Below are 12,817 nucleotides of genomic sequence, written 5' to 3'. Positions count from 1 at the left end.
GGTAGGGGTTACTATGGCTGAAAATCGGCAACTACGCCTGGGCACTATTTTGCATGGTGCCTCCGGGAATATGTCAGCATGGCGTCATCCGGCAGCGCGTGCTGATGCCAGTATTAATTTTGATTTTGTAAAAGAGATTGCGCATATTGCGGAGAAAGGGAAGCTGGATTTTATTTTTGTCGCTGACGGACTGTATATTAATGAAAAATCTATTCCACATTTTTTAAATCGTTTTGAGCCGCTGACGGTATTATCTGCGCTGGCAAGCGTCACCCGTCATCTTGGCCTGGTGGGCACGGTTTCTACCTCCTATAGCGAGCCGTTTACTACCGCGCGACAGTTTGCCAGCCTGGACCATCTTAGCCAGGGCAGGGCCGGATGGAATGTGGTGACATCCCCACTGGAAGGTTCGGCTAAAAACTATTCCCGTGCCCAGCATCCTGAGCATGCTCAACGTTATCGCATTGCCGCTGAATATATACAGGTAGTAAAAGGTCTGTGGGATTCCTGGGAAGACGATGCGTTTGTCCGCAATAAAACAAGTGGCGAGTTCTTTCATCCGCATAAATTACACACCCTGAATCACCATGGTGATTATTTCCAGGTAGCAGGACCACTAAATATTGGCCGGACCCCACAAGGCCGTCCGATTATATTTCAGGCAGGCGCGTCAGACGATGGGAAAAAATTGGCGGCGCAGCATGCGGACGCTGTTTTCACCCATCAGGAATCGCTGTCTGAAGCCAAAGCATTTTATCAGGATGTAAAAAGTCAGCTTGAAGCTGTCGGACGTCATGCCGATGAACTGCATATTTTCCAGGGTGTCAGCATTATTGTTGGCGACAGTGACGCTGACGTAGAGCAACAGTATCAGGCGACCGCAGCACTGGTGTCGATCACCGACGCGCTGAATTACCTGGGACGCTATTTTGAACATCACGATTTTAGCCAGTACCCGCTGGACGCACCGTTCCCGGATCTTGGCACCCTCGGGGAAAACAGTTTTCGTAGTACCACTGACGAGATCAAGCGCAATGCGCGGGAGCGGGGATTAACCCTGCGTCAGGTGGCGCTGGAAGCTGCCAGTCCACGTCCACGTTTTAGCGGAACGCCGGCGCAGGTGGCTGATGGGCTGCAGCAGTGGTTCGAGGAGAAAGCCGCCGACGGTTTCATCATTCAGGGGGGAACGCCAGATACCTTCCCACGGTTTGTCGACCAGGTTATTCCCGTGCTTCAGGCGCGCGGTTTATTTCGCCACGACTATCCCAGCACGACGCTGCGCGCAAGCCTGGGGCTGGCAACACCTGCAAATCAATTCACACAATAAGAGAAAAACGCTATGCAGAAAAAATCACGACTTCTTGCGCTGTCACTGGCTTTCAGCGCGACTGTCTGGGCAAATGACGTCACCATCAACGGTACCGGCGTGAGCCTGGAAGCCAATAAAATACCGATTCACACGGTTAAAAACCCACAGGCGATTGCGCAGTTACCCGCTAATCTGCGCCTGGCTGTGCCGGGTAAATTTACGGTCGCTATCGCCGGACTGAGCCAGCCGCCGCTGACTGTATTTGCCGATGATAATAAAACACTTATCGGCAGTGAGGCCGATATTGCCCGCCTGGTTGCCGATAGTCTGGGGCTGGAGCTGAATGTCGTCCCCACGTCATGGGAAGACTGGCCACTGGGCGTGGCGTCCGGGAAATACGATGCTGCGATCAGCAATATTACCGTGACCAAAGCGCGCAAAGAGAAGTTCGACTTCGCCACCTATCGTAAGGACTCCCTGGGTTTTTATGTCAAAACCGGCAGCACGCTGACGAAAATTGAACAGGCGGAAGATATTGCCGGGCTGCGCATTATCGTCGGCTCAGGGACGAACCAGGAAGCCATTCTGTTGGCGTGGAACGAAGAGAATTTGAAGAAAGGATTAAAACCGTTTACGCCAGTGTATACCAAAGATGATGCTGCTCAGACGCTGGCTCTACAGTCAGGTCGTGCGGATGCTTACTTTGGTCCGAATGTCATTGGGGCCTGGAAAGCGGCGCTCAATGGTAAAACGCAATTGGTGGGCAGCGTCGATGGCGGATGGCCGAAAGCCGCACATATTGCCGTTACGCTGAAAAAAGACAGTGGCCTGGTGCTGCCGGTGCAAACTGCCCTCAACGGTGTGATCGGCAATGGCGACTATGACAAAGTGCTGAACCGCTGGGGGGAAGGGGTGGAACGTATCCCGCAATCTGAAGTTAATCCGGCCGGTTTAGGCGACTAAGGAGGTCAATGTGAGCGATCAATTCCGCGTTGTCTCGCCCGAAGCCATTGAGCTACAGCCGATCCTCAACGGCCTGTTTGGTGAATATGCCGCCCGCTATGGCGATTATTTTTCTCGTGATGCTGAAGTAGAGCTAACCGAATGGTATCTGGCCCCACAGGGGATCTTTGTGGTGCTGGAGCGCGACGGTGAAATTATCGCCACCGGGGCTTACAAACCCTATGACAAAGACACCGCTGAAATTAAGCGTATCTGGACTAAAAGCAGCCTGCGTAAGCAGGGGCTGGCAGCGCATGTGGTGCAGGAGCTGGAGCGCCGGGCATTACTGGCGGGCTATAGCCGTATCTATCTGACCACGGGCTTTCGCCAGCCAGAGGCCGTCCGGCTTTATTTGAGTCAGGGATACGATCCTCAGTTTGATACCACACGTAATCCAGAAGAGTACAGCCAGCTGCCCTTTGATGGACGGCTACGCTTCACCAAACTGTTGACTATCGCAGGTCAGGCCAAAATTGCCTGAGGAGAGAAGATGAAAACGACTGCAACCATCAAAGTCGTCCCGGCACGTTACCCGATGCGTACCGTAGGGGCGATTATTGCCCTGTTTGTGCTGGCGGCGATTATTCAGTCTGTCGCGTTTAATCCGCGCTGGGAATGGGGCGTGTTTGCTCGCTGGTTCTTCGACCCGGTTATCTTGTCTGGACTTGGGCAAACGCTGTTGTTGACGCTCATTGGGACATTACTGAGCGTGGTATTTGGCGGGTTGCTGGCGCTGGCCAGACTCTCATCATCCTGGCTACTAAACAGCCTGGCGTGGGGATACATCTGGTTGTTTCGCTCACTCCCGCTGATTGTGGTGATGATCATTTTGTACAACTTCTCCTATTTGTACGACACGCTGGCGATCGGCATACCGTTCACTGCTCTCCAGTGGGGCAGCTTTGAGACTATCAATGTCCTCGGACAGTTTTCCACTGCGGTTGTTGGCCTGACGCTGGTGCAAAGTGCTTATACCGCTGAGATTATTCGCGGCGGGTTTCTTGGGGTTGATCATGGTCAGTATGAGGCAGCCGCCGCCCTGGGATTACCTGCCTGGCGCCGCACGCTGCGTATTATCCTGCCACAGGCGTTGCGCACTATTTTGCCCGCCGGATTCAACGAAATTATCAGCCTGGCAAAAGGAACGGCGATGGTTTATGTGCTGGCCATGCCGGAACTGTTCTACACCATCCAGATGATCTACAACCGCACCCAGGAAGTGATTCCGCTGCTGATGGTTGGCGCCGTATGGTATCTGGTGATCACCAGCGTTTTGTCATTAATTCAGCATCTGGTTGAACGCGCGCTGGCACGCAGTGAAAGACGATCCGCTATTAACACCGCCAGGGTGAGTCGCACGGCTAAACGTCGCCGCCAGGTTCCACAGCAGGAGGCTATCCATGTCCCACTCGCCTGAAGGTCATATTTCCATTACCGGCGTCAGCAAATATTTTGGTCGCCATAAGGCGCTGGATAACGTATCGCTGGAGATCCCACCCGGTACGGTCACGGTTATTCTCGGGCCTTCCGGTTCAGGTAAATCAACCCTACTGCGGGCGATTAATCATCTGGAGCGTGTCGATGAGGGGTTTATTCAGATTGACGGTGATTATATTGGTTATCGCCTTCAGGGAGACCGGTTGTATGAGCTGAAAGAGGCGGAAATCCTGCGCCAGCGCATCAATGTGGGCTACGTATTTCAGAACTTTAACCTGTTCCCGCATTTAACGGTGCTGGAAAACCTGATTGAAGCGCCTGTTGCACACGGACTGGCTTCGCGCAAAGAGGCTATTGAGCGAGCATTTACCTTGCTGGATGCTGTCGGACTGCGGCAAAAAGCCGATGCCTGGTCGCGGCATTTATCCGGGGGCCAGCAGCAACGTATCGCCATTGCCCGCGCGCTGGCGTTAAATCCGCGCGTGATGCTATTTGATGAGCCGACGTCCGCACTCGATCCTGAACTGGTGGGCGAAGTGCTGGACGTGATTAAGTCGCTGGCACAGTCGGGAACCACGCTGGTTGTGGTGACGCATGAAATCGGGTTTGCCCGGGAAGTGGCCGATCAGGTGGTGTTTATGGTTGACGGCAAAATTGTCGAGCAGGGTAGCAGCGAACAGGTGCTAAATCATCCACGCCACACGCGCACGCAGCAGTTTTTGTCGAAAGTTCTTTGAGACTGCGTCCAAAGAGTGAAATTATAAAGAAAATATGAACGTTCGTTAATCCTAAATTAGTCTTCCTTTTGAGTAACACGCTTAGTGACTAATTATCAAAAAATTACTTTATTATCAGGTGAATAATGACTTGGGCCTGGAATATATCACCCTTAGTGAAGTTGTGAGAAAGCATAGTAAAACTTTGCTTAAATTATGTGTTATGTATCATGCCATTGAGTATGGACACTTTTTAACTAAGGAATTGAAAATGGTAAGAGCATTGGCCTGTCTCGGCGATAAAACAAGTTTTGGAGAAATTATTACTGCTTCTGCATCCTGGTATGAAGGTGATAGAGCTATTGCCCAAACCGGTGACAGGGCAATTTGTCGAAAATGTAATGGACATTTTCCAATTTTCGCTTCTGCAGTGGACTGGATGGAAAATGGTAAAGCATATGTAGCTACTGGCGACAGGGTGTTGTGTGGCTGCTCCAATCACTATGTTTTTGGTTCAGCCACACAATATACTAGCAGTGGAGCGGGTACTTTAACCACCCGCGACACTAGTCAATTATCGATAATGATGCAAAACTCACAGGATGTCAGCAGCAGAAACTGTATTCGTTTTAAGTGTAGAGATGATGACGGCAGACTGATGGTGGATTGCCGGTATGTTCTCATACTCCCGGACGGCCATACAGAAACGGGGAATACAGATAGCCAAGGGATGACAGAGTGGCATTATGCTGAATCCGCTGAAAATATTAACCTGCACATAATAATGGATTAATTATGGCTGTTTACCATCTCAGTACCCGTATTAACTCTAATGTTCCGGTTGATTCTTTACTGTATGACCTGTGCATTTATCGCATGGACTCCAGCAGGAGGAAATACTCCTTGGTGGATGTGAAGCAACAGGGGTTTCTGGGTAACTACGAAACACAGAGTCACATGACCGGAAATATAAATGAGTCACTCTCGACAATTTATATTATGGAAATGAAACTTTACCGAAAAACCATGTTGCATACGCACTGTGTAACGTCTGTCCCGTTCACTAAAATGTATACACTGGAAGAATTTGCGTCAGGCAAAGCATGGTCTCCGGTGAAGCGGGAGAACCCCTGTTATTTTGAGTCAAAAGGGACAATGAAGCCTGAGAGTCAGGGGGGAGAAACAAAACATATTAAGATCACTATCCCGGAACGCCCATTTATTGCGAGAAAATATCCTGTTGGTAATCCCATAGATCCTTTTGAAAGAAATATAATCGAGCAACAAATAAACAAAAGGTATATTCATTATCCAGATGCTTTTCCAGATCAAAATTCCGCAAGTACTTGCGGGCCAGCCGCTTTTTTTTATTGTATTCAAATGGACCGTCCTGATGTATATGCACAGGCCGCCAGGGAATTGTGGGGATATGGAAAGACTAAAATAGGTACGCTGACTATTTCTCCAGGGGAAGGATGTAAACATCCTTCCGGTACATTTTATACAAGTGACGGGAAACCCAGGATATTAGGGCTTGACTGGATGACATTGGCTGGGCTTAGCGATTCAGAGAACACTGTGTTGAGTTTTGATACTCTCGATTCTCCAGTGGCAGGGATCACTATGTGGCAAACGCTGACAGAGTGGTTCGAAAAGGCTGGTTATGAAAAAGTATTTAGCAATGTTGGCCCTGTTCAGGCAGGTATCCAGGGAATCCGAGATCTAAATGAATATGCCCAAAAGGGTTATAGAGTTGTCACATTGATTAATGATGGGCTTTTAAAACGAAGCGATTCGAATTTAACGGTACCAACACACTGGATTGTTTGGGATGGGCCTGCTACACAGGATTCCAGCGGATATATGCATTTGGATTTATTTTCATGGGGTAACGTTTACGATCAAATAAAACATAAAAAAGATGCTTCGTTTTTTGTTTCTAGGTTTTTTGGAGGAATGGTTTTTAAGCCATTGAAATAACATGAGATTGTCATTGGGTGTTTTTTCCATATTCATTTTATCAGGGTGCACGTTACGCGCCGAATTTGCTCCAGAAAAAAATGAGCTTTATGATGCATTAGTTGGTGCACCTTACTATGCTCAGATAAATATTTTGGGTGGGAATGTTGCCACACTGACAAATTCTCATGGCGATAGGGAATTTGTTGGGAATATATCACCTAGTGATACAGGGCTATACTTAGCCCATTGCAACAATGACAAATATGATAATAATTGCATACAAATCAGAGGAGTACCGACAAAAAAAGGAGTGATTAAAGTTAAAGTATCTGGATTTTTCAATGTGGCAATGTTTCAAAAATCTAGTGAATTCGATAAAACCTATACTATTACGGTCAAAGATTCAGAAGGATCTTCTTAAGATCGTTTGAGAGGCGCTCTCAGCATAGCCCATCAAGATACGAGAACCCGCTCAGAGAGAAGTTTTCTCATTTCTTGATGGTTAAAAATAGCATTAACGTACAATATTAGGTGCTAAATCATCCGCGCCACACGCGCACGCAGCAGTTTTTGTCGAAAGTTCTGTAAATACGTGGAATTGCGTTGCGGCACAGGATTGTGCCGCACAGCGATTACAGGGTAACGACGATTTTGCCTACCTGACCGTTGGCTTCCATGTACTGGTGTGCCTCAACGATGTCATCAAACGCAAAGGTTTTATCAATCAGTGGCTTGAGTTGCCCCGATTGCAATCCTTCAAGGATGAAATGTTTAGCTCGTGCCAGTTTTTCAGCATCGGTGGTGATTTCAAAAAGCTCATAGCCGCGGAAGGTCAAATGGCGGCCAAGGATCTCAATCACCGGGATCGACAAATCGCGACCATCCAGCGAACCGTACTGGAAAAATAACCCTCCGGCAGGCATTACCTGAGCTATTTTCGCCACACCGGGGCCGCCGACCGGATCGAAGACCACGCGGGTACCTTTACCATCGGTTATACGGTTAATTTCTGCGACCAGGTCCTGCTCCTGACTGGCAATGACCTCAGCGGCACCCAGTTGCAACAGGGCGTCGCGTTTCTCATGGGTTCGCGTCATCGCAATAGGTGTTGCACCTACCATGTTGGCGATCTGAATTGCGGCCAGACCAACACTGCTGGACGCGGCATTGATCAGCACGTTATCGCCTGGCCCGATATTGGCATACTCCACCAGCGCGCCAAAAGCAGTCACATACATCATCCAGCTGGCGGCGGCCTCGGCAAAGCTCAGGTTTTCCGGATGTTTGACGACCGCATGAGCAGGCGCATTGACGATTTCGCCATACATACCGTACTGATGAAAGCTGAATGCCGGAATGACGCTCACGCGATCGCCTGGTGCGAATTCGTGCACATTGTCACCGACGGCTTCAACAATGCCGGAGGCTTCATAGCCCAGGCGAGCAGGAAAATTGGGTTGGTAAATATACTGACCGGTACGGTACATAATTTCCGCCCGATTAATACCTATTGCACGAACGCGGATCTGAACATCGTTTGCAAGCGGTGCCGGGGTCTGAATATCCTGAATATTCAGCACATCAGCGCCACCTATTTGATTGAAAACCACAACTTTAGACATAACGGACCTCGGTAAATTGTTCTGACTTGAGTCCGCACAATGTATCGGTTCTGGTGGGGGTAAAAAACCGCCATTACGGAACTTCACTATTACTCAAATTGTAATAATCCCTGAAGTCGTGGTTTTTGCTGTACGAAAAGCTGACTCAGCCAGTCAATAAAAACCCGCACGCGCGGGGCCAAATAGCGCCTGTCCGGGTAGAGAACAGACACCGGTTTAGCTTCTCCCGCATAGTCACGCAGCACCTCAATCAGTTGTCCCGACTGGAGGTAGGGTGCCAGTACGGCGTGAACGCCGTGTATGATCCCCAGTCCAGATAAACAACCGGTTAGCAGAATGTCGGAGTTGTCTACGCACATTCTGCTTGCTGGCACGACAGATACCGTTTTCCCATCGTTGATGAAGGACCACTCCAGCGCGTCACGATGACGTTCGCTAAAGAAGTTGAGTGCCTGATGCTGAGCTAAATCATCCGGTGTCTGTGGGATGCCCCGTGTAGCCAGATAATCTGCGGACGCACAGGTCACCATTTTTACCTCGCCAAGTCGTCGGGATATTAGCGAGGAGTCCTGCAATTCGCCAATGCGGATCATGCAGTCGATCCCCTCCGCAAGCAGATCAATTTTGCGGTCAGTGGAGGTGAGAACAATCTCAACGTCCGGATAGCGAGACTGAAAGTCGCTTAGCGCGGGGACTATAATCGAGTGAGCCAACGACAGTGGCGCGTTGATCCTGAGCTTTCCACGCGGAGGCCGTGTTGGTGAGAAAGAGGCCATGATGTCATCCACGTCACCCAGCAGTGCTTTGGTCCGTCGGTAAAATACGTCACCTTCTTCGGTCAGGGTAACCTTCCGCGTCGTGCGGTTTAGGAGTTTCGTCCCCAGATCGTCCTCAAGATGCTGAATTGCTTTCGTCACCGCGGGGCGGTGCAGGTGCAACACATCAGCGGCTTTGGCAAAACCACCTTGTTCGACAACCTGCACAAAAATGCTCATATATTCAAACATACTCGAACGCATCTCTTATTCTCTCCCGTATCCGTTATGACGGTTGTGGTCTCCGACATTGTTATTATGAGAGTAATAATCCAGGCTGCATAGATTGTCGAATGCTGCTCTACACTTAGGGTTTTAACATTGAGGGTTGCAGCATGATTAAAGTCTATGGGGTACCGGGCTGGGGATCGGCCATCAGTGAAGTGATGCTTACACTGGCGGAGATCCCTTACACGTTTATTAATGTGGACGGCTTTGACAGCGACGGGCCGTCGCGGGCGTTGCTAAAAACAATGAATCCGCTGTGTCAGGTGCCCACACTGATACTGGAAAATGGCAATGTGATGACGGAAACGGCGGCTATTGCGCTGATGATTCTGGACAGCAGGCCCGAACTGGCGCCGCCTGTCGGACATGTAGAACGTCAGCAATTTCAGCGCCTGCTGATATGGCTGGTGGCAAATGTCTATCCCACGTTCACGTATGCTGACTATCCCGAACGCTGGACTCCTGATACCCCGGCGCAGTTGAAAAAGGGCTGTATTGAGTACCGTAAATCGCTTTATATGTGGCTGAATGACCAGCTAAGCGCCGAACCGTACGCGTTTGGCGATCAGCTCACGTTGCTGGATGTTTATATTGCCGTTCTGCGCACCTGGGGGCCTGGACATGACTGGTTCCAGGACAATACGCCCAATATCAGCGCCATCGCGGACGCGGTTTGTCAAATCCCGCGGCTGCGTACTGTACTGAAAAATAACAGAATTATTTGACGCGATGAACGCTTAAAACATGTCTTGCCCCTGTTCGCGGATCATCCTGATAAGTCGTTCTGTGATGGGAGAGGGGCTGCGATCCTTGAGTCGACCAAGAATAAAATGACGGGAATTTGCTGTTCCTTCCAGCGGGATTTCCTTCAATTGTTTATATACCACGCCGCCCTTGGTCAAATTACGCCGGGGTATGAAGCCCAGTAATTCTTTATTTGCCGCAAGGATTTTGGGCATAAGATGAAACGATGATGTTTCTATCTGGGCTCGCGGTGGCGGAAGCCCCCGGCTAATAAAAAACTGATCGATCCAGCGTCGGGAGGCCGTATTTTTCCCCGATAACAACCATTTGTATTCGACAAGATCTTGAGGCGTAATTGACTTCAACTCTTTTGTAAAAATAGGATGCTCGCAGCTGCCGACTAAAACCACAGCATCCTCCATTATCGGGTAGATAATGGCGTTTTCATAGCTGATTGTTTTAGTAACAATAATGATATCTAACTGATAATTCTGCAGATTATCCCAAAGATAATTATTCACTCCGGGAACAATTTCGAGCATAGCGAGGGGGTTTTCTGTCAGAAAAGCCTGACACAGTTTAGGTATGAGATATTCAGCAACAGTCGGTACACAGCCTATACGTATTTTCCCTGACACCCCGCGAACATAGTTTTCGAGGTCCTGTTCCGTTTGCTCCATAAAAAAACAGAGCTTTCTGGCCCGTTCGCGCATTAACTCGCCCGCGGCGGTAAGCGTTATACCGTGCCCGCTGCGGGTCAATAATTGTGTACCCACTTCCTCTTCCAGACGCTGGATGCATTTTGACAGCGCAGGTTGCGAGCGCCCAAGGCGTTCTGAGGCTTGAGCGAGGCTACCCACTTCTGCAATAACATAAAAAAACGTCAAATCGCGAATATTGAGATTCATGACTCTACAGCACCTTTTCCCATCCGCCCGGTATTAGCGTCACAGCATGGTAGAGAATGACGCGCCATTATTTTTTGACCTGACAGCAAAAAGATGACGTTTTCTCTTGCATAAAAAGTAAGAAAATACGGCGAAATGTGTGAACCATGCCGCCTGTCAGTTCCGAATTATTACGTAATGACATCCTAATGAATTAATGCAACCAACTGTATTTTATTATGTTTATAAGCGCATTTTGTTTTTACGCTATTTAACGAAAAGTTATTGCCGCTATCAATATTATTGCCTGTTGCGTCGCCTTGTCCTGGGGTAAAAATCTCCCATCCCGACTATGGCAAGGAGAAGAGGATGCGTTTTACCGTATTAATGACGGCACCAAAACTGGCGCCGAAGGGTGTTAAAAAACTAATAGATGCTGACTGTAAAATAATCTATGTAAATGATTCAACAGATCCGCAGGCGATCCTGTCGATTTTATCCACTGAGCCTGTTGATGCCGTCATTTCACGCACGATGACGCTAACGGGCGAAGCTATCCGTGCTTGCCCAACGCTAAAAGTCATCACCAAACATGGCGTAGGCGTAAGTAACATTGATGTCGATGCGGCGACGGAACGTAATATTCCCGTCCTCGTGACGCCGGGAACAAACTCACAATCGGTTGCCGAACTGGCATTAGGGCTTATGCTGGCGGCCGCCAGGCGCATTGCATCCTATGACCGGGATTTACGCACAGGGAACTGGAGCCGCGCCGGAAACGGCCAACAATTAAGTGGACGCACTTTGGGATTGGTGGGTTTTGGCCAAATAGGACAAACGCTGGCGCAATTCTGTATAGCGCTGGGCATGAAGGTCGTCGCTTACGATCCCATGCTCAAGGCCAGCCCAATCGAACAGGTCACACTTATCAACGATTTACCGGCGTTGCTTCGCCAAAGCCAGGTGCTCAGCCTACATTGTCCTCTGGTTCCCGCTACCCGAAATCTGATTAACGAAGAGGCGCTTTCACTACTGCCTGATGGTGCAATTCTGGTTAATACCGCCAGAGGGCCGCTGATTAATGAAAATGCGCTGGTAGCTGCTTTGCAGAGTGGAAAACTTGCAGGCGCAGGTCTGGACACTTTCGTTAATGAACCACTGCCCCTCAGCGATGCTATTGCCTCACAACCCAGCGTTGTTATGACCCCGCATGTTGGCGGGTCCACGCCTGATGCGTTAGACGCGATGGCTGCGCATGCCGCTGACAACGTGATTAATTTCCTTAACGGAAAACCGTTATCCCCGAGTCTGTGTGTTAACCACCTGATTAAATAATATTTACGACGTACTGGAGAATAAAATGTCTATTGGATTCAGAGTCTTTACTCAACGTGAACTGCCTACAGCTGATGTTATCGAAGGTTTCAAAACCATACCAGCAGCAAATATTGCCGACTGTATGGGGCGCCTGAGCGCGATGAATTGCCGCATCCGACGCATGACGGCACCTGCGGAACAAAATATGGTTGGTGTCGCGCTGACGGTAAAAGCGCGTCCTGGCGACAACCTGATGATGCACAAAGCGCTGAACATGATTAAACCTGGCGACATTCTGATCGTCTCCAATGAAGGGGATAGCAGCCAGTCGCTGATGGGCGAGATCATGGTCGCCTATGCCAAATCTCAAGGCATTGCGGGCATCGTGCTGGACGGACCAATGCGTGATCTTGATACCATCTATGCAATGGGGGTTCCAGTTTATGCGACAGGTCATACCCCAGGCGGCCCATTCAAAGAAGGTCCAGGCGAAGTCAATGTTCCTGTCGCTTGCGGCAATATTCACGTTACGCCGGGCGATATTATCGTCGGAGACAGTGATGGCGTCATTGTGATCCCTAAACATGATGCGGCAAAATTGCTGGAAGAAGCTCGCAAGTTTTCTGCCAACGACCATGCAAAACTGGTTGCGGCGCAGACCGGAAAAGCCGATCGCAGTTGGGTGGATAAAGCGCTCGCGGCGAAAGGCTGCGAAACGATTGACGCTGTTTATCCGGGTTAACTCTACAGATGCCAGCCACGTTTGTGGCTGGCTTGC

Annotated in this window: 12 protein-coding genes and 1 pseudogene; 10 read left to right on the top strand and 3 right to left on the bottom strand. The window is 49.5% G+C overall.

The genetic code is table 11. The features are described from left to right. Positions 1-13: 13 nt before the first annotated feature. The 7 genes and pseudogenes from RYZ59_RS12660 (at position 14) to RYZ59_RS12630 (ending at position 6,847) form a co-directional block, all read left to right on the top strand. Positions 14-2,272: pseudogene (locus RYZ59_RS12660) on the top strand (NtaA/DmoA family FMN-dependent monooxygenase). 10 nt (positions 2,273-2,282) lie between these two features. Beyond that, complete coding sequence (locus tag RYZ59_RS12655; protein ID WP_318048208.1) at positions 2,283-2,792, top strand: GNAT family N-acetyltransferase; 510 nt, start codon at positions 2,283-2,285, stop codon at positions 2,790-2,792. A gap of 9 nt (positions 2,793-2,801) precedes the next feature. Next, positions 2,802-3,728 carry an amino acid ABC transporter permease gene (locus tag RYZ59_RS12650; protein WP_318048206.1) on the top strand — a complete coding sequence of 309 codons (927 nt, stop codon included), beginning with the start codon at positions 2,802-2,804 and terminating at the stop codon, positions 3,726-3,728. Beyond that, positions 3,712-4,485 carry an amino acid ABC transporter ATP-binding protein gene (locus tag RYZ59_RS12645; RefSeq protein WP_318048204.1) on the top strand — a complete coding sequence of 258 codons (774 nt, stop codon included), beginning with the start codon at positions 3,712-3,714 and terminating at the stop codon, positions 4,483-4,485. Before RYZ59_RS12650 ends, RYZ59_RS12645 begins: the two co-directional genes overlap by 17 nt. A gap of 130 nt (positions 4,486-4,615) precedes the next feature. Further along, positions 4,616-5,257, top strand: a complete 642-nt coding sequence (locus RYZ59_RS12640) for a PAAR domain-containing protein (protein ID WP_318048202.1) — start codon at positions 4,616-4,618, stop codon at positions 5,255-5,257. 2 nt (positions 5,258-5,259) lie between these two features. Further along, positions 5,260-6,444: a hypothetical protein gene (locus tag RYZ59_RS12635; protein WP_318048201.1), complete on the top strand. Its 1,185-nt coding sequence runs from the start codon at positions 5,260-5,262 to the stop codon at positions 6,442-6,444. A gap of 1 nt (position 6,445) precedes the next feature. Then, a complete protein-coding gene (locus RYZ59_RS12630) occupies positions 6,446-6,847 on the top strand; it encodes a hypothetical protein (RefSeq protein ID WP_137381832.1) in 402 nt (133 codons plus the stop codon). 211 nt (positions 6,848-7,058) lie between these two features. Here RYZ59_RS12630 and RYZ59_RS12625 read toward each other — a convergent pair whose 3' ends face one another. Beyond that, the gene (locus tag RYZ59_RS12625) at positions 7,059-8,048 is read right to left on the bottom strand and encodes a zinc-dependent alcohol dehydrogenase family protein (RefSeq protein WP_318048197.1); all 990 of its coding nucleotides are present in this window, start codon (positions 8,046-8,048) and stop codon (positions 7,059-7,061) included. 89 nt (positions 8,049-8,137) lie between these two features. Further along, positions 8,138-9,067, bottom strand: a complete 930-nt coding sequence (locus RYZ59_RS12620; RefSeq protein ID WP_318048195.1) for a LysR family transcriptional regulator — start codon at positions 9,065-9,067, stop codon at positions 8,138-8,140. A 131-nt stretch (positions 9,068-9,198) separates the two neighbouring features. On the opposite strand from RYZ59_RS12620, the gene RYZ59_RS12615 reads away from it, so the two are divergent. Then, the gene (locus RYZ59_RS12615) at positions 9,199-9,816 is read left to right on the top strand and encodes a glutathione S-transferase family protein (protein ID WP_318048194.1); all 618 of its coding nucleotides are present in this window, start codon (positions 9,199-9,201) and stop codon (positions 9,814-9,816) included. Positions 9,817-9,828: 12 nt separating this feature from the next. Here RYZ59_RS12615 and RYZ59_RS12610 read toward each other — a convergent pair whose 3' ends face one another. Beyond that, positions 9,829-10,743, bottom strand: a complete 915-nt coding sequence (locus RYZ59_RS12610; RefSeq protein WP_137381836.1) for a LysR family transcriptional regulator — start codon at positions 10,741-10,743, stop codon at positions 9,829-9,831. Between the two features lie 348 nt (positions 10,744-11,091). Between RYZ59_RS12610 and RYZ59_RS12605 the strand changes: the two genes are divergently transcribed. Then, on the top strand, positions 11,092-12,057 hold the full coding sequence (locus tag RYZ59_RS12605) for a hydroxyacid dehydrogenase (protein WP_318048191.1): 966 nt from the start codon (positions 11,092-11,094) through the stop codon (positions 12,055-12,057). Between the two features lie 25 nt (positions 12,058-12,082). Continuing rightward, the gene (locus tag RYZ59_RS12600) at positions 12,083-12,781 is read left to right on the top strand and encodes an RraA family protein (protein WP_137381838.1); all 699 of its coding nucleotides are present in this window, start codon (positions 12,083-12,085) and stop codon (positions 12,779-12,781) included. Positions 12,782-12,817 lie beyond the last annotated feature (36 nt).

The organism is Citrobacter sp. HN-141 (assembly GCF_033341895.1).
GTDB lineage: Bacteria > Pseudomonadota > Gammaproteobacteria > Enterobacterales > Enterobacteriaceae > Citrobacter.
This window is presented reverse-complemented; position numbering and strand designations above follow the sequence as displayed.

Excerpts from the sequence above, each read along its gene's own strand:
- RYZ59_RS12650 (WP_318048206.1), top strand. The coding sequence starts at position 2,802 with ATGAAAACGACTGCAACCATCAAAGTCGTCCCGGCACGTTACCCGATG.
- RYZ59_RS12645 (WP_318048204.1), top strand. The coding sequence starts at position 3,712 with ATGTCCCACTCGCCTGAAGGTCATATTTCCATTACCGGCGTCAGCAAA.
- RYZ59_RS12635 (WP_318048201.1), top strand. The coding sequence starts at position 5,260 with ATGGCTGTTTACCATCTCAGTACCCGTATTAACTCTAATGTTCCGGTT.
- RYZ59_RS12630 (WP_137381832.1), top strand. The coding sequence starts at position 6,446 with ATGAGATTGTCATTGGGTGTTTTTTCCATATTCATTTTATCAGGGTGC.
- RYZ59_RS12625 (WP_318048197.1), bottom strand. The coding sequence starts at position 8,048 with ATGTCTAAAGTTGTGGTTTTCAATCAAATAGGTGGCGCTGATGTGCTG.
- RYZ59_RS12620 (WP_318048195.1), bottom strand. The coding sequence starts at position 9,067 with ATGCGTTCGAGTATGTTTGAATATATGAGCATTTTTGTGCAGGTTGTC.
- RYZ59_RS12615 (WP_318048194.1), top strand. The coding sequence starts at position 9,199 with ATGATTAAAGTCTATGGGGTACCGGGCTGGGGATCGGCCATCAGTGAA.
- RYZ59_RS12610 (WP_137381836.1), bottom strand. The coding sequence starts at position 10,743 with ATGAATCTCAATATTCGCGATTTGACGTTTTTTTATGTTATTGCAGAA.
- RYZ59_RS12605 (WP_318048191.1), top strand. The coding sequence starts at position 11,092 with ATGCGTTTTACCGTATTAATGACGGCACCAAAACTGGCGCCGAAGGGT.
- RYZ59_RS12600 (WP_137381838.1), top strand. The coding sequence starts at position 12,083 with ATGTCTATTGGATTCAGAGTCTTTACTCAACGTGAACTGCCTACAGCT.